Origin of the sequence: Phyllobacterium sp. A18/5-2 (assembly GCF_025452215.1) — a bacterium.
In the GTDB taxonomy this organism is placed as follows: domain Bacteria; phylum Pseudomonadota; class Alphaproteobacteria; order Rhizobiales; family Rhizobiaceae; genus Phyllobacterium; species Phyllobacterium sophorae.
In genome coordinates this window covers 67,150-89,509 of sequence record NZ_CP104966.1, presented here as the reverse complement: position 1 = coordinate 89,509, position 22,360 = coordinate 67,150, and the positions used below count along the sequence as shown (strand labels likewise).

22 protein-coding genes and 3 pseudogenes are annotated in these 22,360 nt (G+C 56.2%); 9 read left to right on the top strand and 16 right to left on the bottom strand.

All coding sequences use genetic code 11. The features are described from left to right. The first annotated feature begins 23 nt into the window (after window positions 1-23). Window positions 24-2,111 carry an autotransporter-associated beta strand repeat-containing protein gene (locus N8E89_RS00435; protein WP_262260761.1) on the top strand — a complete coding sequence of 696 codons (2,088 nt, stop codon included), beginning with the start codon at window positions 24-26 and terminating at the stop codon, window positions 2,109-2,111. After that, window positions 1,993-3,534 carry an autotransporter family protein gene (locus N8E89_RS00430; RefSeq protein ID WP_262261979.1) on the top strand — a complete coding sequence of 514 codons (1,542 nt, stop codon included), beginning with the start codon at window positions 1,993-1,995 and terminating at the stop codon, window positions 3,532-3,534. Before N8E89_RS00435 ends, N8E89_RS00430 begins: the two co-directional genes overlap by 119 nt. Before the next feature lie 809 nt (window positions 3,535-4,343). Here N8E89_RS00430 and N8E89_RS29220 read toward each other — a convergent pair. The 8 genes and pseudogenes from N8E89_RS29220 to N8E89_RS00405 form a co-directional block, all read right to left on the bottom strand. Next, on the bottom strand, window positions 4,344-4,451 hold the full coding sequence (locus N8E89_RS29220; protein WP_410010392.1) for a DUF982 domain-containing protein: 108 nt from the start codon (window positions 4,449-4,451) through the stop codon (window positions 4,344-4,346). 349 nt (window positions 4,452-4,800) lie between these two features. Further along, entirely contained in the window at window positions 4,801-5,112 is a 312-nt protein-coding gene (locus N8E89_RS29215) for a DUF982 domain-containing protein (RefSeq protein WP_410010325.1), read from the bottom strand. An 822-nt stretch (window positions 5,113-5,934) separates the two neighbouring features. Next, window positions 5,935-7,027, bottom strand: a pseudogene (gene cax / locus N8E89_RS00425) (calcium/proton exchanger). Window positions 7,028-7,068: 41 nt separating this feature from the next. Beyond that, window positions 7,069-7,395 (bottom strand): potassium channel family protein, encoded by a 327-nt coding sequence (locus tag N8E89_RS00420; RefSeq protein WP_262260760.1) that lies wholly within the window; start codon window positions 7,393-7,395, stop codon window positions 7,069-7,071. A gap of 169 nt (window positions 7,396-7,564) precedes the next feature. Further along, on the bottom strand, window positions 7,565-7,846 hold the full coding sequence (locus tag N8E89_RS29210) for a DUF982 domain-containing protein (protein WP_410010391.1): 282 nt from the start codon (window positions 7,844-7,846) through the stop codon (window positions 7,565-7,567). 88 nt (window positions 7,847-7,934) lie between these two features. Continuing rightward, window positions 7,935-8,243: a hypothetical protein gene (locus N8E89_RS00415; RefSeq protein ID WP_262260759.1), complete on the bottom strand. Its 309-nt coding sequence runs from the start codon at window positions 8,241-8,243 to the stop codon at window positions 7,935-7,937. Between the two features lie 40 nt (window positions 8,244-8,283). Next, window positions 8,284-8,958 (bottom strand): SOS response-associated peptidase, encoded by a 675-nt coding sequence (locus N8E89_RS00410; RefSeq protein WP_262260758.1) that lies wholly within the window; start codon window positions 8,956-8,958, stop codon window positions 8,284-8,286. 521 nt (window positions 8,959-9,479) lie between these two features. Then, window positions 9,480-9,728 carry a hypothetical protein gene (locus N8E89_RS00405; protein WP_262260757.1) on the bottom strand — a complete coding sequence of 83 codons (249 nt, stop codon included), beginning with the start codon at window positions 9,726-9,728 and terminating at the stop codon, window positions 9,480-9,482. Between N8E89_RS00405 and N8E89_RS00400 the strand changes: the two genes are divergently transcribed. Beyond that, complete coding sequence (locus tag N8E89_RS00400) at window positions 9,721-9,963, top strand: hypothetical protein (RefSeq protein ID WP_262260755.1); 243 nt, start codon at window positions 9,721-9,723, stop codon at window positions 9,961-9,963. The two genes, N8E89_RS00405 and N8E89_RS00400, sit on opposite strands and share 8 nt — an antisense overlap. 219 nt (window positions 9,964-10,182) lie before the next feature. On the opposite strand, the gene N8E89_RS00395 is transcribed toward N8E89_RS00400, so the two are convergent. The 3 genes and pseudogenes from N8E89_RS00395 to N8E89_RS00385 all read right to left on the bottom strand — a co-directional run bounded on the left by N8E89_RS00395 (window position 10,183) and on the right by N8E89_RS00385 (window position 13,533). Then, window positions 10,183-11,412, bottom strand: a complete 1,230-nt coding sequence (locus N8E89_RS00395; protein WP_262260753.1) for an HlyD family secretion protein — start codon at window positions 11,410-11,412, stop codon at window positions 10,183-10,185. Between the two features lie 3 nt (window positions 11,413-11,415). Further along, a complete protein-coding gene (locus tag N8E89_RS00390) occupies window positions 11,416-11,835 on the bottom strand; it encodes a hypothetical protein (RefSeq protein ID WP_262261978.1) in 420 nt (139 codons plus the stop codon). Between the two features lie 619 nt (window positions 11,836-12,454). Further along, window positions 12,455-13,533: pseudogene (locus N8E89_RS00385) on the bottom strand (tyrosine-type recombinase/integrase). 168 nt (window positions 13,534-13,701) lie between these two features. Between N8E89_RS00385 and dusA the strand changes: the two are divergent. After that, a complete protein-coding gene (gene dusA / locus N8E89_RS00380) occupies window positions 13,702-14,658 on the top strand; it encodes a tRNA dihydrouridine(20/20a) synthase DusA (RefSeq protein ID WP_262261977.1) in 957 nt (318 codons plus the stop codon). On the opposite strand, the gene N8E89_RS00375 is transcribed toward dusA, so the two are convergent. From N8E89_RS00375 to cobS, 3 genes are read right to left on the bottom strand one after another with little or no spacing between them, the layout of a single operon-like run. Next, window positions 14,655-15,359 carry a TIGR02281 family clan AA aspartic protease gene (locus N8E89_RS00375; protein ID WP_262260752.1) on the bottom strand — a complete coding sequence of 235 codons (705 nt, stop codon included), beginning with the start codon at window positions 15,357-15,359 and terminating at the stop codon, window positions 14,655-14,657. The two genes, dusA and N8E89_RS00375, sit on opposite strands and share 4 nt — an antisense overlap. A gap of 7 nt (window positions 15,360-15,366) precedes the next feature. Next, the gene (locus N8E89_RS00370) at window positions 15,367-15,600 is read right to left on the bottom strand and encodes a DUF1289 domain-containing protein (RefSeq protein ID WP_262260751.1); all 234 of its coding nucleotides are present in this window, start codon (window positions 15,598-15,600) and stop codon (window positions 15,367-15,369) included. 18 nt (window positions 15,601-15,618) lie between these two features. Beyond that, complete coding sequence (cobS, locus tag N8E89_RS00365) at window positions 15,619-16,392, bottom strand: adenosylcobinamide-GDP ribazoletransferase (protein WP_245448619.1); 774 nt, start codon at window positions 16,390-16,392, stop codon at window positions 15,619-15,621. A gap of 125 nt (window positions 16,393-16,517) precedes the next feature. Here cobS and cobT point away from each other — a divergent pair, with 125 nt between their 5' ends. Then, window positions 16,518-17,537: a nicotinate-nucleotide--dimethylbenzimidazole phosphoribosyltransferase gene (gene cobT, locus N8E89_RS00360; RefSeq protein ID WP_262261974.1), complete on the top strand. Its 1,020-nt coding sequence runs from the start codon at window positions 16,518-16,520 to the stop codon at window positions 17,535-17,537. Between the two features lie 42 nt (window positions 17,538-17,579). On the opposite strand, the gene N8E89_RS00355 is transcribed toward cobT, so the two are convergent. Next, window positions 17,580-18,026 (bottom strand): DoxX family protein, encoded by a 447-nt coding sequence (locus tag N8E89_RS00355; protein WP_106662909.1) that lies wholly within the window; start codon window positions 18,024-18,026, stop codon window positions 17,580-17,582. Between the two features lie 93 nt (window positions 18,027-18,119). Continuing rightward, window positions 18,120-19,644 (bottom strand): annotated as a pseudogene (locus N8E89_RS00350) (sensor histidine kinase). A gap of 309 nt (window positions 19,645-19,953) precedes the next feature. Between N8E89_RS00350 and N8E89_RS00345 the strand changes: the two are divergent. From N8E89_RS00345 to N8E89_RS00330, 4 genes are all read left to right on the top strand, one after another. Then, window positions 19,954-20,382: a thermonuclease family protein gene (locus N8E89_RS00345; protein ID WP_262260750.1), complete on the top strand. Its 429-nt coding sequence runs from the start codon at window positions 19,954-19,956 to the stop codon at window positions 20,380-20,382. 129 nt (window positions 20,383-20,511) lie between these two features. After that, on the top strand, window positions 20,512-21,123 hold the full coding sequence (locus N8E89_RS00340; RefSeq protein ID WP_106662912.1) for a glutathione S-transferase: 612 nt from the start codon (window positions 20,512-20,514) through the stop codon (window positions 21,121-21,123). A 3-nt stretch (window positions 21,124-21,126) separates the two neighbouring features. Next, complete coding sequence (locus tag N8E89_RS00335) at window positions 21,127-21,765, top strand: uracil-DNA glycosylase family protein (RefSeq protein ID WP_210203711.1); 639 nt, start codon at window positions 21,127-21,129, stop codon at window positions 21,763-21,765. A gap of 94 nt (window positions 21,766-21,859) precedes the next feature. Continuing rightward, entirely contained in the window at window positions 21,860-22,339 is a 480-nt protein-coding gene (locus N8E89_RS00330; RefSeq protein WP_099998570.1) for an Lrp/AsnC family transcriptional regulator, read from the top strand. Window positions 22,340-22,360: the final 21 nt, after the last annotated feature.

Below are 22,360 nucleotides of genomic sequence, written 5' to 3'. Positions count from 1 at the left end.
AAAAAGATTCTCAGGAGACAAGCATGCAGAGACTTCATTCCGCTTTGGCATCATCGGCCGCACGTTTGCCAATCCTCGCTGCTGTCTTCACCGGAGGCTCATTAATGGCGCCGGCGGTGGCGCTTGCCGATTGCGTCACCCTTGGAGGTGTCATCACTTGCGATACGGCAGCTCCGAATCCTTTTACGAGCACAGTCGGCGCTGGCAATTCTGCTGCTGCAGACAACATCACTGTGAATGTTGGGGCCGGTGCTCAGGTTGCTGTGGGCAACTTGAATGCGATCAGCCTGCGAAATAATGCGGCCATCACCATTGCCGGTGGCGGCCTCGTCAGTGCGACGGCAACCAGCACCACTGGCAATTACAATACGGGCGGAAACGCTGTTGAGATCAACAACAATGGTACTCTGACGATCGAACAGGGAGGCCAACTGCTCGCTTTGGGGACCCAAGGCAGCGCTGAGGCCGTGAACTTCCAGGGCTCCGGCAATGTGCTCACGAATAATGGCCTGATTGACGCGAACAACTCTGTCGCGATCTGGTCGCAGAATGCCTCCGGTCTCAATACCGTCATCAACAATGAAACGGGCATTATCGAAGCCGGCAACGGAACAACCAGTACGGTCATCGGCGGATCGGGCGCCGGAGCGCTCGACTTCACCAATAGAGGCATCATTCGCGGTAGTATCAATCTTGCCAATGGCAACGATATCCTGCGCCTCTACACAGCATCGACCGTTACCGGCAATTTCAGTGGTGGCGGCGGCACTGATGCAATCTTCCTCAGTGGCGACGGCCAGTCGTCCATGGCTGGCAATTTCAACGGCTTTGAAAGCCTCGTCAAAAACGATCTTGGAACATGGACGCTGAGCGGTACGATCACCGGTGTCACCGTGGCTACGGTCCAAAACGGCACGCTTGTTCTGACGGGGGCAAACACCAATTATACCGGCCAGGTGATTATAGATCCGGCTGGCACCTTGGAAGCGCGTGCGCAGGCTCTGCCAACGCAGCTTCTTCCCGCTAACAATGTCGCCAACATTACCAATAACGGCCTTGTACGGTTTGCGCAGCCCGATAATGGCACCTATGTCGGTCAGATCGTCGGGACCGGTGCCGTCGAAAAGACCGGCGCGGGAACCCTTACGCTTCAACCCTCGGTTGCGGCTGGCAACACCTATTCCGGCGGAACCTTCATCAATGGCGGCGTAGTTGCGGTCGGCGCTGACAATGCGCTCGGCGCTTCGACGGGCGGCGTCAGTTTCAATGGCGGCACCTTGCAACTAAACAGCAGTTTCGACTTGTCGGCGGGCCGCGCGGTGACTCTGGATGTCGGGGGCGGCACGATTGACACACAGGCTTTCAATTCGACATTGGCACAGGGCGTAACCGGCCCGGGCCGGCTTAACAAGACAGGAACGGGGTCTCTCGTCCTGACGGGCAACAGCGACTATAGTGGTGGGACCGTGATCTCCGCAGGTACCCTCCAGCTCGGAGACGGCGGAATCAGCGGCTCGATCGCAGGGGACGTGTTGAATAACAGCCTTCTCGCGTTCAACCGCTCCGATACATTTTTGGTGCCGGGAGTCATTTCCGGTTCGGGTGCCGTGGAGCAGAACGGCTCGGGCACTACGATCCTGACCGGCAACAATACCTATAGTGGCGGGACCACCATCAACGCCGGAACCTTGCAGCTCGGTAATGGCGGCACTTCGGGCTCTATCGTCGGAGACGTCGCAAACGACGGCTCCCTTGCTTTCAATCGTTCCGACAGCTTGAACTTCGGCGGTGTGATCTCAGGCTCGGGTAACGTCAGGCATATCGGCGGCGGAACGACAATCCTGACTGCACAGAACACATACGCAGGTGCAACAACGGTCGAGGCCGGAACGCTCGCGGCTGGCGCAACGAACGCCTTTAGTCCCAATTCCCCGACGTCCGTCCTTGCGGGCGGAACCCTCGATGCGGCCGGATCTCGATCAGACCGTCAGCGTGCTTACCAATGCCGGACTGGTCAATGTTGGTGGTGCGCCGGGAACAACACTGACTGTCAGCGGCAACTATATAGGCGCCGACGGCACTTTGCGGTTGAATACGGCGCTCGGCGATGACACGTCAACGACGGACAGGCTGGTTGTTCTCGGCGACACGTCAGGATCGACCACGCTTGTTGTGGCCAATGTTGGCGGCAACGGCGCGCCGACTGTGGAAGGGATACGGGTGATCGATGTTGCCGGTTCTTCCGCCGGCAGCTTTGCACTTGATGGCGACTATGTATTCGAGGGCGACGAAGCCGTCATTGGCGGCGCTTACGCCTATAGGTTATACAAGAATGGCGTCACGACGCCCACCGACGGGAGCTGGTACCTGCGGTCCGCTTTGGCCGATCCTGCGGATCCAACTGACCCCACCGATCCTTCGGATCCAACTGACCCCACCGATCCAACGGATCCTGCGGATCCAACGGATCCTGCGGATCCAACCCCGCCATCTTCGCCGCTCTATCAGCCTGGCGTTCCTGTTTATGAGGCGTATGCACAGACATTGCTCGGTCTCAACGGACTGCCAACATTGCAGCAACGCGTTGGGAATCGCTATTGGTCGGGCGCTGGCAATGGAATGCTGTCTCAGGGTGATGGTCCCGGAACAATCGAGCCGGCTCCGCAGCCTTCTGACGGCGGTTCGGCCTTCGTTGAGGGACGCGGCTTATGGGCGCGCATCGAAGGCGCACATGGAAGCTTTGATCCAAGAACTTCAACGAGTGCCACTGATTACGATTTGGACACATGGAAGATCCAAAGCGGTCTGGATGGGCAACTTTACGAAAGCGACAGCGGCAAACTCATCGGAGGCATCACCGCGCAGTATGGCAATGCATCCGCAGATGTATCCTCCATATTCGGCAATGGCGAGGTCGACACCGATGGCTACGGAGTGGGTGCTACGCTGACCTGGTATGGCCAGAACGGCTTCTACCTTGACGCGCAGGCGCAGGCGACATCGTATGAAAGTGACCTGTCTTCCGGCGTTCTCGGTAGTCTCTCGAATGGGAATGACGGTTTCGGCTACGCCTTCAGCTTGGAAACCGGCAAACGACTTGCTTTGAACCAGAGCTGGGCGCTTACCCCGCAGGCCCAGCTCGCATATTCCAATGTAGACTTTGACGACTTCACCGACCCCTTCGGCGCCAATGTTTCTCTCGGGAGCGGAGATAGCCTCAAGGGTCGTCTCGGACTTTCGGCAGATTATGAAAATGCTTGGGAGGGTGCTTCAGGAACGACAACCCGCACGCACCTTTACGGTATTGCCAATCTTTATTATGAGTTTCTGGATGGGACGGAAGTTGAAGTATCAGGCGTAAACTTTGCCAGCGAGAACGACCGGACTTGGGGCGGTATCGGCACTGGCGGCAGCTATAACTGGAATGATGACAAATATTCGATCTACAGCGAGGTTTCCGTCAACACCAGCCTGTCTCACTTCGCCGACAGCTACAGCCTCAACGGGACTGCGGGGTTCAGGGTGAAGTTCTGATGGGCGTGCGATGACGCCGCATTTGTCAAGGTTCGCCCCACTGTCCTTCGGGATGGGTGGGGCTTTTTTTTGCGTTATCGTCCCTACATGAGGTCTGGCGTGTGAAAAAGAAGCGCTCGAGCTTCCGCCAGACCTCACCCCGCTCATGCGGACTCCTTAGGAGGGATTAAAAGGGCCGTTTCCCCGCAAAGGGTATCATTGGAAATCAGGGCAACGACCACCGGCAAGACCGCCAGCGCCGGCACCATACCAGCTGTCGGCCGGCGCTCAATTAATAATTCTGACTATGGTCGTTGCCAAAGTCGTAGTTGACTGTTCGGACAATGCGTGCTCACTGCCTCGGCCTTCGGTCCCGCGCCAAGGTTCGTTTCTCGTTCGAGTGGCTCGCGAAGCTATTTCATCGGTGAGGCGTGGCCCTGCATCGCTCGGAGACGGGTGAACCAAGCCTTCGTTGCCACCAGCAAAGTGTGCAACATGATTTATTTTGGTTTGCTCCCGCGCGCCGGTCGCCGGTTGGCGAGAGCTCCGGAACCCCAGGACCGAACCGCTGATGCTGCGTGATCAGATTTTGGTCTGCACAACCCTAAGTTTAGCTGCTTATAGGTCTGGAGCGCAACGACGGAACGAAGCCAAGCTTTCGGCAAAACCAACGCCTTAGTGCGAAAAAGCCCGATCAGCACGGAGGGTGGCTGACCGGGCTATTGGGCCCCCAAAACCCTTGCCGACGGGGCGTGCCGACACCGGAAGAATACTTCCAATTCGAGAAAGCGACATCGGACTAAAGGCCTAGCGGTAAGAATAAAGATGCCCTAAAGCCGCTTGTATGTGATGTAGATGCCAGCCTCTCTCGCAGCTGCAATAAAAGCATTCCGACTGGTTGTGCATGTGACCTTTCCCGCGAGTGCATCAACACAGATTTTTTTGGGGGGTGATCGCTGCTTCTAATCGGCCAATGCTCCTCAGTCCAGTTTGCGTGCCCGTGAGCGAGTGACCCCGCAACAAAAAGGACGGCGTGCTTGTGGCACACCGTCCAATTTTTGAGTCCTGAATCTACGGGGGCGGAAATCAGGAGCTCAGCTGACCTGGAATTCAGCAAGATAAGCAATAAACCAAAACCGACTTCGTTCCAACTTTGTACGCTTCCGGACATAAATGAGGCCCGGCTCTAGGAGAAGGGAACAGCCAGGCCTCAATGTCAGGGCTAAGATTATCTGACCTGATAAGTTTCGACCTGTACCCGCCCACAGTCAAATCACATTCCGGCCGTTAAGATCGACGTCTCGGCTTGCTCTTGTGCCAGCGCTCCAGTTTTCCCGTTGCTGGCGGTCGAGGTGTCGTCTCAATGTAAATGTTTGCCTCTCTCGCAGCTTCGACAAAGGCCACACGAGCAACAGCCGCGGAACAACCTCCCTCCAGGCATTTCAATAGGATTGCCTTGCAAATTTCATACTTGGGCCCCGTCTCTTCGTCGGGCCATTTCTCCAGTATGTATCTGGCTGCATCGTATACGGAATCGATGGCGATGGACTTACTGCCCTGGAGGACAGATACGATTTTGAACGGCTTATAGTCTTCCATACCCTCATTGCAGCACAGCGGCGCCGAGGTTTCCACTCCATCAATTTCTGTATGTCTCGAGGTTGACGTAGCCTCAACGGAAATGACACGAGTCCCGGCAAGGGAACCGAACTTCCTTCGGAGAGCCGGGACTCGTTGCCCTATGGACAGAGGGCATTAACCTCATCGTGGTCGCCTCAATACGGGCTGTCAAATCACAAGTTAGAGCGTGAACGGCTTGTAGTCTTCCATCGTGCCTATAGCAGATAGTTGCCCCTTGGCTCCACTCCATCAAATTTGCTAGTGGCGGTCAAAAAGGCCAGACCTTGTGGTCTGGCCAAGTCGTTGCGGGGTGAATTATCCGGGAATGTGGTTCCCGAATGTGTGGTTAAACTTTGAAACGCGGGAATGGTTCCCCTGCTGGCGCTAGTCCCTTCGAATGATCTGCCCGTCGTGCATTTCGAAGACGCCGCTCTCGCCTCCTTGGGCGATGAAATCTTGTTCGAGTTCACCCCATGTTCCCAAATACTCACCGCAGGAACTACAATGGATTGGGGAGCTGTAAGTCACATTCTGCGTGAGGCAATTAAGCCAGGACGACATGCGGGAGGCATTTCGCAGCCACTACAAGGTTTCCGCTTATGACGATCGATTCAAGAAATTGCTCCAGCGACTGGAGCAGGCGGAGAAAGACCAAGTAAAGCGCTAGATCAGGACCTATTAAATGGCATTCAGTTGTCGGTAGCAACGGCACCAGCCATCGCTCAAGCGCACCAATAACGCTAATCTGCGTCGTCTCCAATGCACCAAGAAGATCGTTCAAGCACTTTTGGACAACTTCTACTACACCCCGCTGGGTGGCAGCAAATACAGCGTCATCGCCAGAATGAAATAGACCATCAACATCAGCACGCCGACGAACCATGTCGAGTGCCCGCTATTGGTGACGATGGTGGCTGTCGTCGTAGCGACGAGCACCATGACGACCGCGCCCGGCCAGAATTGCAGGTCCATGGGCGCCGGGCCGATGACGTAGCTCAGCAGCACTAGAACTGGCGCAACGAAGAGAGCGATCTGCGCAGCGCTCCCGAGAGCAATGCCGACGCTCAGATCGAGCCTGTTCTTGCGAGCGCCGGAAAAGGCTGATGCCATTTCCGCCGCACCGCCTACCAACGCCACGACGATAAAGCCCACGAATGCGGGCGTCATTCCGAATGTCACCGCCGCTTCCTGAACCGATCTCGACAAAGATTTCGCTGACGAGCGCCACCAGCACCGTCACGCCGGTCAGCGTAATAAGGGCCACATTGAGCGGCCAAGCCTGCTCCAGCGGAGCCTCTTCTGTGCTGCCGAAGAGTTCGCTGTGGCTCTTCAGCGAGAATACGAGACCCAGTCCATAGGCGACGATCAGGACGACCGACAGGCCGACACTCAGTTTTTGCATGAACTCCGACCGCACCTCATAATCGGCAGAGGCAACTGCTGAGGGGATAATCAGTGCGACTGCGGCCAGAAACAGCAGGCTTGTTTGCAGACGCGCATTGACGCGATTGTAGTCTTGAACGTGGTATTTCAGCCCCCCGAGCAGGAACGACGCTCCCAACATAAATAGGGTGTTGGTAACAATTGCTCCCGCTATTGAAGCTTTCACCAAAGTAAACTGGCCAAGGCGGAGTGCAGCCAGCGCAATAATGAGTTCGGTGAGATTGCCGAGTGTTGCGTTGAGGAGGCCGCCGACTGCATCGCCTGTTTTGGCCGCGACGGACTCGGTGGCGTGACTGAGCAGAGTCGCCAAGGGAATGATGGCCAGCACGGCGAGCAGAAAAAGCAGCGTGTGTGCTCCCGGGCTGGCTATCTTCGCCGCAAAAACGAAGGGCACGACGGCGAGTAGCCAAAGGATCGGGTTGTGCCGGATTTCTTGCCACAGATGATTCACGAAGCATCCCCCTTCCAAAAAAGCGCAGCCCTCGGCAGAGCTCATGAGTCGCGATCGATGACCGTAGCACGCAGCGCCAGCACGCTGACCGCCGCGACAAGTGCGGTCATAATGATGCCGCAGAAGCCGATCGCGATGGCGAGAACGCGCGATGAAAAATGCTGCGGTGTCAGATCCCCGTAGCCGATGGTAAGGCCAGTAACAAAGGTGAAATAGAGCGTGTCGGTCACGCGCCAGCCTTCTATCCACCCGACCAGAAGCCCGCACGCCACCATCACGACGCTGATCCCGGACACGATCGGCCATACCACACGAATCTGGTGAAATAGCTCCTTGAGGAAGATGTATCTGGTCTGCCTGTATCCCATCAAATCTCGCCTGATAAACCGCCTACGATGATTATGGCCCACCCCCACGGAAAGCAGAAGTACGTTACGGTAAACTCTTGCGTAAATAGATCAAATGGCCCCGGCCTTGCCGGGCCGGGACGAGCCCGCACCCCAAGGATACTTCCAATCCCCGAAAAGCGACACCGGACTAAAGGCCTAGCCGTATCAATAAAAAAGGGCTAAAGCCGCTGGTGTTTGACGTAAATGCCCGCCTCTTTGGCAGCCTCGATGAAGGCGTCCCGGCAGGCCGTGCAAGTGACTTTTCATCCCAAGCCTCCAAGCATGCTTGCCGAGCAGCCTGGTATTTGTCTCCCGTTTGCACAGGCCAATGCGCAACAAGCCACAGCGCTGCTACGCCAACGGACTCGATGTCTTTCGTCTTACCGAGGTCGGTCGTAATGGTCACACTGGGGAATGGAAGTTCGCGCATGCCGGTAAAACGCACCGCCCCGACTCTGCGTTCCGGTAGCATAGCCTCAACAATCGGCTGGAATGCCCGCATGGTGGCAAGCAAAGCGCTAAACCTCCCCATCGCGTTTGTGCTCGCTACAGTACCACTCCTGACCGTACCGCTTTTCAAAGCCGAACGCTCCCCACGCCTTGCAACCGGGATGCATGCAGTAATGCTCGAACAACCCGGCTGGAGCTTTCTCCATATGCTCGGGATAGGTGGGCTTGGGCGCTTCAGACATCAGAATGGCTTCGACAAGATGGGATCTAAGTGGAAGTGCCAGCATGATCAGGATAGCGATGGCGACGCAAATCTTGCCGATGCCAAAAAGACGCGTGCCATAGACGACCCGAGTCGGGGCGAAAGATCGGCCCATTTCGCCTTTACCTTAAATTGCTCGTTGTCGTCCTTTGAGCTCATATTAGAAGGGGCTCCTCTTCCTCGGCCTTCGGTTGTGGCAAAATGATCAGGTCATCATCAGGCAGGGGCCTTTGCAACTGCAGCGCGTCTTCGGCTGGCGCATTCATCCAAGCGTCGATTTCTCCCGCCGTCCGTAGAATGACAGGCATGGCCTGATGATGGATCGGCTTGACAACGGCATTGGCAAAGGTCGTCAGGAACGCGAAGATATCTGCCTGGACGGGCCCTTCCTTCTTTTTGCGAGTCCCGTACCAGGGTGTCCAGATGCCGGCGAACCAGAACAGTGGCTTTTCCTCGTTGAGGGCAAACCAGTAGAGCGGTTTTTTCTTGGTCACAGGATCTGGATCGCGCCCATACTCGGCAAAACTGGTCGCCGGCACAACGCATCGATTGGCAGGTCCAATCCATGGCGACCAGTGCGCAGACTTTGGATTTCGGATATTGGTAATGCCGCTATCGACTGCGCCTTTGAGATATTGCGGCGGTGTCGGCATGCCCCATCGTGCTAAGATAAGCTCCCGTTCGCCATCGGCGTTCTTCCTCCCGATCGGAGCGTGATAATCCGGAAAGACATCCATCTGTGGCGTCAGGCGGTTGGTGAGATCATTGATCGGCAGGAACAGTTGCCGCATCGCTTCAAAAGTCGTGGTGGCGTTATAAAGGTTACACATGGAGCGCAGAATATTCCTCCCTGACTGTACCGCAAGCCGCCGGCAGTTAACCTCTGATCGTTCAGTTTCGTACCAGAATCCCCACAAGATATAGAAGACATGGAACAATTAAACTGATGAAGTTGATGTTCGAGCCTGTGAAGGTTCCGACATTGTCTTTTCCGCGGATGGTTCGATAAGACCAGTACAATGCCAAATGGAGAGCGAAGAATATGATTACCGGCCCGAGGCTAACACTCATGTAGCCGCCCTGGACACCGCTACCAGGGGGCGCGACCAAATATCTATACGAAGATACAAATAGACTGGTCAGCAACATGAAAATCACAAGTAGAACGACCGATACTGCTTGTACCATGCTGAACGTCCCGGAACATTTTAGTGGGTGGCATTGCGAAGGTGGCTAGGCGGGATGATATTCGATCTTTTGATGCGCGCAAGGGGCTGTCTGCGGCATCATTGCCCTTGACGATTTGGGAATATGTTCTCATTTTGTTCGCATGACAAGAACGATGCAAACTTTAGGACAGGCGGCCCGCCAGGGCATGTTGGTGCGGGTGATGTGCCGGAAATGCGAGAAGGTTGGCTTCTTCGTCGCCAGCGATCTGGCCAACATAAATGGCCATGGCCGAACGTTTGAGAGTTTGAGGTTTCGGTGCAAGGAATGCGATGTCGCCGATTGCGAGGCTGTCGCCTTTGAGGATGACCGCGACAGGGTAAACAAGAAGCGGATCGTCTGGCGTCCGGTGCAGATGTAGCGCGATGTCCATCGCCCTCAATACAATCGGTGCGCTGATCGACAACGCACACAATCTGCGCGCCTATTGCTGCTCATGCCGTCATTGCGTGAAATTGGATTTGGAAGCACTTGCCATCCAACTTGGCCGGGGTCACGGCACCATGCATGACGATTTGGTGCCCAAGCTTAAATGCTCGCTTTGCGGCTCAAGGGATGTCGGCCTGATTCTATCTACTAAGGAGACGGAAGGGGTGGGGCAAGTGTGAAAACGTTCCAATTTCTCATTGTTAGTTGGAACACGTTGATGTCACGCGGGAACGCTAACCGGGACGAGCACGTTGCAAAAAAGGTGGTCGCGTTGGTTCGCCCCTTGCTTTCCGTTGGTCGCCTAGCTCGGGCAGTTTTGGAAACCTCGTGCGCTCAGCACCACTATTGGCTTTTCCTCTATTCCCCTGCGATGTTGCGCTGATTGTTCACAAGGCCGCTTAGTGCCCACCCAACACAAGAGTCTGGACGGGCAGCATCAGCGCCTGAATTCGAATTATGCCGGCATGCACGATCGCTACCGCATCCACGACGTGCAGGAAGAGCCAACGTGACGTGCTGATGTCTTTCGCCGCGAGCGCATCGTGGTTGTTGGTATACGCGTTTGCAATGCAACTACTGCCCGGCGGTAGGCCTGCCTGCTGCCCCGAATAGAGCGGCTCGAGGAACACGGTGAGCGTTCCCCCCTGCGCAAGCTGTCTTACATCGACAAGCTGGTCTGTCGGCCGCAATTGTCCAGCGGCGATAACATCCTGTACTTCCGTGACGACCATGGGAATGATCGTAAATGGCTTGCCGATGCACGTGGCCTCGGCAATCATCCCCTTTTTCATCACCTGCGCCCCGACCTGACCAAAACCGGCAATAAGCGCTACCCGTCCGGCTTCTTCGGGAACGAGGATCCCTGCGGGCCGGATCATCGTGTTGACCACGTCGCCGGGCCGAAGCGTGAACTGCTGGACGGTTCCAGCGACGCCGGCCCGAACCAGGGTTTTATCCAGCTCGACTTGTGCCTGCGCGAGCGCTGCCTCTGCACTCGCCTTCTGAGCAGGCAGGAGCGATTCCAGTTTTGTCTCGATCGTCCGCTTGTTTGCAACAGAGGCGTCAAGCCCACCTTTCCGGCCGTCCGCGACGACTTGCAAGCGCTCAACCTCGCGGACCGAAACGTCCGCCCTGCGCCGCAGAAGCTCTTGCCTCGTCGCCAACTCGTCCAAAGCTTGCTGGTATGCGCCCTGCGCCTGCTGAATGAGACCGTCCGCCGCGGCCAGTTCTGTTTGCGCCACTGTCGTCTCGGCGACGGTTTCAGCTATGCGGCGTTGTGCCGTCTCCCGCGCTGCCTCCTGTTCAGAACTGTCGAGCCGGAATAGCGGTGCGCCTGATTCTACCTTCGCATTGACGCCAACAAACACCTCGGCAACGCGGCCGGTGGTTTCCGGAAGGATGGTCACGGTACGGAATATCGCGGTGACGTTCTTCGTCGACGGATGATAGTAAAAGATAAGGGTGATCAACGAAACAGTCAGCAACAGGCACGCCGTAATTCCCCAGCGTAATTCGTACCACATCGTATAGAGGGTAATCTCGCGCCCGATGCGCTTTCCTTGGACGTAGCGGCGGAAGAGATAATCCGGAAAGATCGTGAGCATTGAACAGAGAAGCAGCTCCAACATAATCTAGATACTCTCACGCACAATCTTGATTTTCGGCTCAGGCTCGGGCTCGGGTGGGACTGTTGCCTCTTCGGCGGTATCGCGCCCCGACAGTTTCTCCAGCGACTGTGCAATTGAACCCATTGGCGTCGAAAAATCCGGCAGATCAATCAGCGCCAACAACAGGCCGGCGATCCAAAAGATATGGTTGTGGGTAAACAGGGAGATCAGCGCCAGGACGGCCACAATCTCCATTTGCACTTTTTTGCCGCGATGCGCCATTCGTTCGGGAAGAGCATGGATTTGAAAGTAGAGATTACCAATCATAAGAACGGCGGCCAAAAGGACCACGGCGACCACGGTGAACAGCCAATCGCTTTGGCCGGGAGCAGTGATGAAGACCGGTAAGTGCTCAATCGCTGCCGGATGTAAAGTGTCAGCCATGTCGCATATTCTCCCGGAATGCATGCCGCGACTAAGATTCAGGATCACTCCTTGCACACGAATATGCATCTCGGCGGCATTAGAGGAAAGTACGTAACAGTAACTAACACGGCATCCCTTCCGGTCGCAGGGGAGCAGCGGATGGTGTTGCTCTCAGTCTGCGCGGGGTCACTGATCAGCGTCTATTTCCGACATGCGCAGAAACAATTGGGCGCTATCTCCGTTAGATGTCGAGAGGTCGAGATTGAAATGAGTAAAGGCGTGAAAATGTGGTTCGGATATACGCTCTCGGAGGATGGTGTTTGGGAGGCCGTCTGTTACCGCACAAACTTCGGCAATCCACCTTTGGAAGATAGCCTACGCACTGAATTGGTCGAGGTGCCGGCCGATTGCATAGGCGCCGACGGCGAGCCCATTTTCGCAGAGCTACGTGATCGCTTCCCTCTGGAGGTTGAGGAGTAGCGACGACAGGAGCCCGCGTCATATCGATCTGTGTATGCATATTGTTGGCGGCCGGGCTTATCCAGACATCCGTCAGACGCGGGCAGTTGTGACCATGGAACGGATATTAAGGAAAGGGATGGCGTGGACCATTTCCATCGGCCTGCCACGCCGGAACTTAACCCGGGGACTTCATCTTCTCTAGCCACTTCCAATTCGCGTATTTGTCGCCGGTCTGCCGCAGGTGGGTATATCGCTTCAAGCTGTTCCACGAACGATGTCCGGACACTGCAGCTGCATGCGGAATATTCAATCCCATTTCGAACAACCGCGAAACGCCCTCGTGCCGCAAATCATGGAAGTGCAGATCCTCAATTCCTAACAATGGCCCTGCACGCGTGAACGATGCGCTGATCGCATCGGGGCTATATGGAAATATCTCCGTACTGCTGCGATCCATAGTCTGGATAACTTGCAGTGCCTCCGCAGGAACATCGCACCAGACATCGTTGCCGATCTTTTCGCCTGGGTTCTTCATATCGCGCACGAGAATGCGTTTTCCTTCCTCATCCAAATCCGACCAGGCAATCCGCGTGATCTCTTCGAGCCGGCGGGTCGAGAAGATCGCGAATGCTATGATCTTCGTCATCGGAGCAGAATCCGGCCGTCGCTTTGTCCGGAGGTCGAAATGTTCCATGAATTTGTCGAGTTCTTCCAGGGTAGGGCGGCGGGACCGTGCCTGGCTCTTGCTCGTGACACCCAGTCGGTTCGTGACCGCCTGCGCGTCCTTCATGGCCTGTTGGCTGAGCGGGTAATTCCATGCCGGGCGCGCGATGGCAAAAACCGACGCCAGATGCGAAATGTAGTTTGCGACTGTCTGGGGAAGACGATCCTTCAAGAGCAGCTGTGCGAACTCGACAATGGCGGCGCTGTCGATCTGTTCGCACGGTAACTTTGCTATGTCGTAAGTCCTGATAGAGGCCAGAACCTGCTTTTTGGTCTTGCCGAAATCCTTGGTCGATCCCTGATATAGCGGTCAATGACGTCGTCGAGCGTGACGCCAGATGTTTTTGCCTTTTCGACCGCGCCCGGCACCGCAAGTTCAGTTTCCCGGCGCTTAAGCCAAGCTGATGCCGCCTGTTGTCGATCAAAGGTCTTGGCCTCTCGATGGACAATAACGCCTTTACGCTTTATGACGATCTGACCGGTATACCCGATCGTGCCGTTCTTTCTCTTTCTCGGTACGATAGTTCCCACGGTACGACATGCCCCCAATTCGGTACGACATTGTAGTACCAAATAGTGGAAAAAGGTCAAGAACGGTCGGAAACGGTAGGACAAAAGACAATTCGGAAATGACCGCAAGTGGTTGAAAACACAAAAAAATATAACGATTACAAGCAATACAAATTTGCTGTGGCGCCGATGATCGATTGGACCGACCGGCATTGCCGAACGTTCCATCGACAATTCACACGCCGTGCCTTGCTCTACACCGAAATGGTGGTTGCAGATGCGGCGATCCATGGAAATCGCGAGAGAATTCTAGGATTTGCAGAAGACGAACATCCCGTTGCCCTGCAACTGGGTGGGTCCGATCCTGCAAAACTGGCAGAAGCCGCGCGCGTCGGCGAAGCCATGGGTTATCAGGAAATCAATCTCAATGTCGGCTGCCCATCTGACCGCGTTCAATCGGGCACGTTCGGAGCTTGCCTCATGCAGACGCCGGGCGTCGTTGCTGCATGTGTGCACGCAATGAAGCAGGCAGTCGCACTTCCGGTGACAGTCAAGTGCCGTATCGGCGTGGACGATCAGGATACCGAAGTGGCTCTGGATGACCTTGCAGGCGCCGTGTTCCAGACTGGTGCCAATGCGTTGTGGGTACATGCGCGCAAAGCCTGGCTCAAGGGCCTTTCACCGAAGGAAAACCGCGATATTCCGCCGCTGGACTATGATCGCGTCTATCGCCTGAAACGGCAAAATCCGAATCAATTCATCGGGATCAATGGCGGTATTCAGACGCTCGATGAAGCGGTTGAGCATTTGAATCATGTAGATGGCGTTATGCTTGGTCGCGCTGCCTATCAGAATCCGATGCTCCTCCTCGATGTCGATACGAGAATATACGGCGACGATGGCGCATCGGCCTCGATCGGCGCCATCATCGACCGTATGTGCGACTATGCGGATGCCCACATCGTGCGTGGCGGCCGGCTTTCTCATATTACCCGGCACATGGTGGGCATGTTTCACGGCGCTGCGGGTGCGCGTCGCTGGCGGCAAATTCTCTCGACCGAAGCAAATCAGGCCAATGCCACGAGCGATGTGATCCGTCGCGCCTTTGAGGCAATCCAAACCACTCCAGCGGAGGAAGCGGCTTAATCCGACAGGACCAGGCGGTCGCCGCGCACGGAAAAACCGCTGAGCGTATTCAGAAAATTCATGCCGAGCAGACTGCCGGCCATCCGGCCGTCCTCGGTAACCATTGCGCGGATATTGCGCCGCTCGATGGCACCGATCTTGATGCTGTCCAACGTAACATTCGCGGCCGTTGTCATGCCATTGGCGGTCATGATCGGTGTTCTGTAGGAGAGCTTGTCCGGATTGAAACCGGCCCGGCGGGCTTCGTCAGCCGAGAGCACGATTGAGGATGCACCGGTATCGATCATGAAGGGCACGGTTGCCCCATTCACTTCACCCCGAACCTCAAAATGACCATTATCTGCCTTGGCCAATGTCACGGTGACCAGACCATCGCCATTGCTGTTGGAGATGGGGCTGCCGGGAATCAAACCCGCTGTAATGCGGTGGCCGACGTCCTGCAATTCATAGCGATATTGATAACCTGCGACGAGGGCCAGAATGATGATGATCCAGATCGCGATGCTGCGCAGGAAGTGGCTGAGCGGTATGCCCGAGCCGAGGAGGGCGGAGGCAAGGACAATACCCCAGATACCCATATAGGCAAGGCGGGCAAAATCGTCATTGGCCATGCCCAGCGTCGAACCGCTATCGCTATTGGCCATCAGCAGAAGGAGAGTGCCGCCAATGAGAGCGATGATGATCCAGAACAGGCGGCTCATGGTTTGATCATACCTCCTGCTGTTTTTCGCGTGCCATCCGGTTTCGCCGAGTTTCGCGGCGTGGACGCCGCTCGATAGTTTCAAGCCGGGCAGGCAGGCCCGCCATGATGGCGCGGCGATTCTCAGGTGACATGATCGACCAGGCACCAATTTCGTCGCGCGTGCGCCCGCAACCAAAGCAAAAGCCCGTTTTCATATCGATCGCGCAAACAAGAATACAGGGTGACTCGATGATGCTCATGTCACAGATTTGGTACGGTTAAAGCGCAATGACAAGCCCGAGCAGAAGTGAAATCGTCGTGAGTTGTTGTATGGCGCCCAATGTATCTCCCGTCTGTCCGCCCAGCTTCTCCCGGCATAGCCGTGAAAAACCAAGGAAAACGAGTGCGGTCAGAACTGCGGCAATGATGACGGCCGTTAGTCCGCCGGCGGTGCCATAGCTGATCGCAAGGATGACCGCGCCGAGGAAAAAGGCAAAATTGGTGTCTTCGGCACTTGGGATTCCTGCCCGGTCAGCGACACCGCCGGCCCGCGCGGATGGCAGGCTCTGCCAGAATTTGACTAGTGCGGCCCGGCTGCCGGCTTCCGTTCCAACAATGATGATCACTGCCTGGAATGGTCCAACTTCATCGACGATCGTGGCCAGCAGTGCTGTTCGCAAAAGGACACTGACGATCAGGGCGAGCGTGCCGTAGGAGCCGATGGACGAGTCCTTCATGATTTCGAGCCGTCGCTCTACCGAATTGCCGCCGTAGAAGCCGTCGGCGACATCGGCCAGCCCGTCCTCATGCAGCGCGCCGGTGGTAACGATCAAGGCCACAATCACAAACAAGGCGGTGGCCATTTCAGGCAGATCGAGCGTAACCGCGACGAGCAAAATGATCGACGCGGGCAGGGCGATGATCATGCCTGCAAGGGGAAAGCCGCGGACTGTATCATGGAGAGAACCGCTGTACCCGGCGAACCAGTGCGGCGAGACGGGCAGTCGCGAGAGAAAGGCCAGCGCCCGCATCGTCTCCTTGACCAGTTCCATATTGAAAAACCTCTGAATCGAAGGGTCGCGACACTCTGTGCCGTGTGTTGACCTTTGCCTTTTCTCTTCCAGCGCTTATAGGACGGAGGTTCCTAATTTGCCATGAAGACTTGATTGCAAGGGATATCATGACCACTGGCCTGCCGTTTGACGATTTTCGCACTCTGATTGACACATTGCCCGGACCTGACGAGGCGGCTGTTGCAGCCGTACGCAAGCGCGATGCGACGCTGACAAAGCCGCCCGGCGCGCTGGGACGCATGGAAGAGATCGTCGAATGGCTTGCCGCATGGACGGGCCGGGCCAAGCCACAGGTCACGCGTCCTCTCGTGGCGGTCTTTGCGGGAAATCACGGTGTTACTGCGAAGGGCGTTTCGCCCTATCCATCCTCGGTGACGGCGCAGATGGTCGAAAATTTTGCTGCGGGCGGAGCAGCCATCAATCAGATCTGCATCGCCAACGACCTCGGCCTGAAGATCTTCGATCTCGCGCTCGAATATCCGACTGCAGACATCACCGAGGAAGCGGCAATGGACGAAAAGACCTGCGCGGCTACAATGGCTTTCGGCATGGAGTCAATCGCTGGCGGCACGGACCTCCTCTGCATCGGTGAAATGGGGATCGGTAACACAACGATCGCAGCCGCGATTTTCCACGCGCTCTATGGCGGTACAGCGGAAGATTGGGTCGGACCTGGCACAGGATCGAACGGCGAAGGATTGAAGCGCAAGGCCGATGCCGTTCGTACTGCAGTCGCGCTGCACGCATCACATCTGAAGGATCCGCTGGAAGTCCTGCGGCGTCTCGGCGGCCGTGAAATAGCGGCCATGGCCGGTGCAATCCTCGCGACACGCGTGGAAAAAATCCCGGTAATCATTGATGGCTATGTCGCGACGGCCGCGGCTGCGGTTCTGCATGCTGCCAAACCCGACGCGATCGATCATTGCCTGTTCGGGCACGTCTCAGCGGAGCCAGGTCATCGCAACGTTCTGGAAAAGTTGGGCAAAAAGCCGCTTCTCGATCTCGGAATGCGGCTTGGCGAGGGCACGGGTGCCGCGCTGGCTGCGGGCATTGTCAAGGCAGCTGCGCTCTGCCATAGCGGCATGGCGACGTTTGATCAGGCGGGCGTCAGTAACCGCGACTGAGACGGTAAAAGCCCGCAGAAGCGGGCTTTTTTCTTGAGTGAGTTAGAATTCCTTGCCGATCTTCGCATCGACCGAGTAGCTGCTGGCGCCGCGAATGACGAAGAAGAAAAGGATCGCCGTCCAAAGGATCGACTTTTCCGCACCGCTCCAGCCTTGTCCCTGGACAATACCGTGGAAGTAGATGGTGACGGCGAGGATAATCGTCGTGGCAAAAGCGGCCGGGCGGGTGAGCAGTCCGATGGTCAGTAGAATGCCGCCCACGAATTCGGTCACGGACAACAGCGGAGACCAGAACACGCCTGGATAGAACCCCAGACCTTCGACCATTCCCACAGCACCGAAGGGGTTCATGATTTTTCCGGAACCATGCACAATCAATGCGATGCCGGTTATCACGCGCAGTATCGTTTCCGAGAATTCGCCCAGATTGCTATAAATGTTGCCGAGGGCAGGGATGACCAATGGCCGATTATTTCCATTTGCGTTCATTAATACATGTCCCCAATCAAATTGTTGCACTGCACGGAGCAATGCAGTGCTGCTAAATAACGAGCAAATAACAATAAATTGAAGTTGAGTTTTTCAGGCGGCCTTTTGCTGAACGGGTTTCTTGGGACTTGCCGGCGTCGCTTGAATGACGCGGCTGCGCGGGAATGTCGCCAGTGCTTCCGTGCCCTCACGCAGCTTGGAGAACAGGTGGAATTCTCCATCATGGATATGAACAAGCGCTTGCACGATGGGGAGCCCAAGGCCAGTTCCCTGTTCGGCGTTCTTGATGGCGATCGATCCCTGTCCAAAAGCCGAAAGCACGATCGGAATCTCCTCGGGCGGGATGCCCGGACCATTGTCACGAACGGAGATGTATTGCCCGCCGCCTACGGTCCATCCCACCTTCACATCAATCTTGCCATTGGGCGGAGTGAATTTCACGGCATTGGCCATGAGATTGAGCAGGATTTGACGGATTGAGCGCTCATCGGCGTTAAGCAGCAGCATTCCCGTCTCAAACTGTGGAATAAGAGTGATGTCCTTGTTGCGTGCCTTCAAATTCATCATGTGGATGCATTCATTGGCGATTTCGGCCAACAGCAGGGGTTCTTCCTTGATCGTGTATCGCCCGGCCTCGATGCGGCTCAGATCGAGGATCTCGTTGATGAGATTGAGCAGATGTTCGCCGGATGCATGGATATCGCTGGCGTATTCCCGGTAAGTCCCGTTCTGAATGGGACCGAGCACTTCCTTGGCCATGACCTCCGAGAATCCGAGGATGGCGTTGAGCGGCGTGCGCAGTTCATGGCTCATGGAGGCGAGGAATCGTGATTTTGCCAGGTTGGCTTCCTCTGCCCGCCGCCTTCCTTCGTCGGACATGGCGTTGGCTGTTTCGAGCTCGGCGATCAACGCGTCTTTCTCGGCCTGAAGCGCCAGGGTAACCGCAACGGACCGGTTAAGCCGGGTCGCGACCAGATAGAAGAAAGCAAGCCCTGCAAACAGCATGGCGACCATCACTGCCATGAGGGGGGGTATCCATGTGATTGGATGCGAGGAGTGTATAGGTGATCACCGGCAGTGTGAACGCGGCCAGGACCGCGGCGCGCATGGCCGATGCAACGACAGCGGTAATGGCCATGGCAAGAATGATCACTACCGCCTTGATAACCGGAAAAAGGCCGGCGCCACAGGCCGGGCAATCGAGGTAAGCGAAATAGGCCCAACCTATGCTGGTCATGAAATGACCGCCGAGATAGATCATCTGCCATTGCCGGATGTATTCGTTGCCAATGCCTCGTTTTGCCAGGCGCCGCGCCAGTAGGCCAAGTACACCGTAGAGACCTATCGTAAAGCCCGCCCACAGCACGATGCTCTTGCCAAGGCCTGCAAAGACGCCGATGACTGCGATCATCACAATCAAGAGCGGGATCGTTGCCGCATTGACGATGAGCGCCCGGGTGTGCATGAACAGCAATTCGCGTTCGAAATGATTGATGCCAGAACGCTCCATCAGGCGGTCGCGGGCGCCGCGCATGAGCTTCGACAGATCCTTGTTGCGCGGCAATTTGCGGCGATCAACAATATTTTTGTCTGCACTGGTTGCGTCGAGTAGTGCCATGCGCCTCGTTCCAGATGGCCTTAGGGCGTAAACGCATGGATAGAATACCGTCTCGATTCTATCTATAAGTTCACGAGCTGATCTGCACTTGTGGCAGCATTGCATCGCAAGCCTATTCATAAATGATTAATGGAGCATCAAATCGAATGGGAAGAATCGAATCGATTCTGGAAATTTGAGGCAATTCATGGCGCATTGTAATCCCGTGCATCACCGATGAGCAGAGGCTATCGCAGCTATCGCCGCAGATGGCGGCGTCCGGTATCGGCGCCGCGCTCGTTTGGCCGGAGGGTGCTGGATTTTGTGTTGATGGCGATCTTTTTTGCTTTGGTCGCCTTACTTGTTGCCAAGCTCAACCAGCGGGAACCAGTGGAGCCTCTTGTGGGCAAAGCCTACGTTATTGACGGCGATACGATCTCGGTTTCCGGGAACCACATTCGCCTCAAGGGTATTGACGCGCCGGAACTTGCCCAAAGTTGCGGCAATGCATCAGCGCCGAATACCTGTGGTCAGGCCTCCCGCCAAGCGCTAATCCGGCTGATCGGCGGCAAGCCGGTCCAATGCGCGGAAGACGGGCGCGACAAATATAATCGAAGGCTTGCAACCTGCTCCGCCGGTGAGCTCAACCTCAACCGGGCAATGGTCGAGGCGGGACAGGCCGTCGCTTATGGCGACTATCATGATGCGGAGACGCAGGCTCGCGGCGGCAAGAAAAGGCTTGTGGGGCACAACGTTTGAGATACCGCAGGATTGGCGCAGGGAACACGAGAAGGAACTACTCGAGCTGCCACAACAGCAACCCAATCGCCCGGCAGACTTGATCGAACAATTGTCTGGATGGATCGGTCGCCTACTGGGAGGAATTCTGTGAAGCTTTATGATGGGGGCCGCGCGCCCAATCCACGCCGCATACGCATATTTCTGAACGAAAAAGGCATTGAAGTGCCGCTGATACCGGTCGATATGGCCGCTATGGGGCACAAATCTCCGGAGATCACAGCACTCAATCCATTCCAGCGCCTACCGATACTCGAACTCGATGATGGCACAATCCTCACTGAGTCCGTCGCAATCTCGCGCTATTTCGAGGAGCTCCACCCAGAACCTGCCTTGTTTGGTACAGGCGCGGTTGGCAAGGCACAGGTTGAAATGTGGAACCGCCGTGTGGAGCTTTATCTCCTCGCGGCCGTTACAGCCGCCTTCCGCCACACACACCCGGCGATGGCCGAATGGGAAATACCGCAAGTTCCCGCATGGGGTGAGGCGAACCGCTCAAAGGCCGAGGCTTACATGAAGATCATGGATGACCAACTCGCGAGGAATGAATTCATCGCCGGCAGCGCGTTTTCGATTGCCGACATCACGCTACTCGTGGGGGTCGATTTCCTGAAGCCAGCGAGAATCCAGATACCCGAGGAACTCATCAGCCTCCGCCGCTGGCATGGCGCCGTCTCGAACCGCCCGAGCGCCAAGGCGTGAACCTTGACAAATTCGCTGTTACTCGCTGCTTTGTCTGCCGAAATAGAGACCTGCCGTATTTGCCGGGAGGCGCCGCGTTACGGTTCGCCCTTGCCGGTCGAACCGAATCCGGTCTGCGTCGTGTCTTCAACCGCGCGCATTGTCATTTGTGGGCAGGCCCCCGGCATTCGCGTCCACAATACCGGTTTGCCGTTCAATGATCCTTCCGGGGATCGGCTGCGTGCCTGGCTCGGCGTCGGTAGGGACGCCTTCTACGATCCAAACAAGTTCGCCATCGTGCCCATGGGATTCTGCTTTCCAGGTTATGATGCGCACGGCGGCGATCTTCCACCCCGGCGGGAATGTCGCGAGACGTGGCATGATCGCGTGTTTCAATCCATGCCACAGCTCGAACTCATCCTGACGATCGGCCAATATGCACAGGCCTATCATCTCGGCCGTCGCCGTAAGCGCAGCATGACGGATACGGTCCTCAACTGGCGCGAATATTTCGAAGTGGACACCGGCCCGTCCATTCTGCCCTTGCCGCATCCCTCCTGGAGGAACAACGTCTGGTTGAAGAAGAATCCATGGTTCGCGCAGAACGTTCTACCAGTCGTGCAGGAGAAGGTCAGGATTCTAATTTCCCAGACATCTGGATGAAATTTTTTTCAAATTTGCAAAGATTGGAATAATTTTCTTGTACGCAAGTTGATTATCGGACCATAAAGTATCCCATTCCACAGGGATGACAAACATGGACAGACTCGACCGAAAAATTCTTCGCCTCCTCCAGGAAGATGCAACGCTTGCGGTGGCAGATGTCGCCAAGAAAGTCGGCCTTTCGACGACTCCGTGCTGGCGCCGTATCCAGAAGCTGGAAGAGGACGGCGTGATCCAGCGCCGGGTCGCGGTTCTGGACCCGGTTCGCGTCAACACGCGGGTGACCGTTTTTGTCTCGATCCGCACCGGGTCGCACAGCAATGAGTGGCTGAAGCGCTTCTCCGAAGTTGTGCAGGAATTCCCTGAAGTGGTCGAATTCTATCGCATGAGTGGCGACGTCGACTATCTCCTGCGCGTTGTCGTGCCGGACATTGCCGCCTATGACGCAGTCTACAAGCGCCTGATCACAAAGATCGACATTCGCGATGTCTCGTCTGCCTTTGCCATGGAGCAGATCAAATACACGACCGAACTGCCGTTGGATTATATGAGTATCGAGAAAGAACCGGCCTGAGAATAATCAGGCCGGCGCCGG

Coding starts and splice junctions, on each gene's coding strand:
- N8E89_RS00435 (WP_262260761.1), top strand. CDS start 24: ATGCAGAGACTTCATTCCGCTTTGGCATCATCGGCCGCACGTTTGCCA.
- N8E89_RS29215 (WP_410010325.1), bottom strand. CDS start 5,112: ATGGAAGACTATAAGCCGTTCAAAATCGTATCTGTCCTCCAGGGCAGT.
- N8E89_RS00420 (WP_262260760.1), bottom strand. CDS start 7,395: ATGGGATACAGGCAGACCAGATACATCTTCCTCAAGGAGCTATTTCAC.
- N8E89_RS29210 (WP_410010391.1), bottom strand. CDS start 7,846: ATGCGCGAACTTCCATTCCCCAGTGTGACCATTACGACCGACCTCGGT.
- N8E89_RS00415 (WP_262260759.1), bottom strand. CDS start 8,243: ATGGGCCGATCTTTCGCCCCGACTCGGGTCGTCTATGGCACGCGTCTT.
- N8E89_RS00410 (WP_262260758.1), bottom strand. CDS start 8,958: ATGTGTAACCTTTATAACGCCACCACGACTTTTGAAGCGATGCGGCAA.
- N8E89_RS00400 (WP_262260755.1), top strand. CDS start 9,721: ATGTCCATCGCCCTCAATACAATCGGTGCGCTGATCGACAACGCACAC.
- N8E89_RS00405 (WP_262260757.1), bottom strand. CDS start 9,728: ATGGACATCGCGCTACATCTGCACCGGACGCCAGACGATCCGCTTCTT.
- N8E89_RS00395 (WP_262260753.1), bottom strand. CDS start 11,412: ATGTTGGAGCTGCTTCTCTGTTCAATGCTCACGATCTTTCCGGATTAT.
- N8E89_RS00390 (WP_262261978.1), bottom strand. CDS start 11,835: ATGGCTGACACTTTACATCCGGCAGCGATTGAGCACTTACCGGTCTTC.
- dusA (WP_262261977.1), top strand. CDS start 13,702: ATGATCGATTGGACCGACCGGCATTGCCGAACGTTCCATCGACAATTC.
- N8E89_RS00375 (WP_262260752.1), bottom strand. CDS start 15,359: ATGAGCCGCCTGTTCTGGATCATCATCGCTCTCATTGGCGGCACTCTC.
- N8E89_RS00370 (WP_262260751.1), bottom strand. CDS start 15,600: ATGAGCATCATCGAGTCACCCTGTATTCTTGTTTGCGCGATCGATATG.
- cobS (WP_245448619.1), bottom strand. CDS start 16,392: ATGGAACTGGTCAAGGAGACGATGCGGGCGCTGGCCTTTCTCTCGCGA.
- N8E89_RS00355 (WP_106662909.1), bottom strand. CDS start 18,026: ATGAACGCAAATGGAAATAATCGGCCATTGGTCATCCCTGCCCTCGGC.
- N8E89_RS00345 (WP_262260750.1), top strand. CDS start 19,954: ATGGCGATCTTTTTTGCTTTGGTCGCCTTACTTGTTGCCAAGCTCAAC.
- N8E89_RS00330 (WP_099998570.1), top strand. CDS start 21,860: ATGGACAGACTCGACCGAAAAATTCTTCGCCTCCTCCAGGAAGATGCA.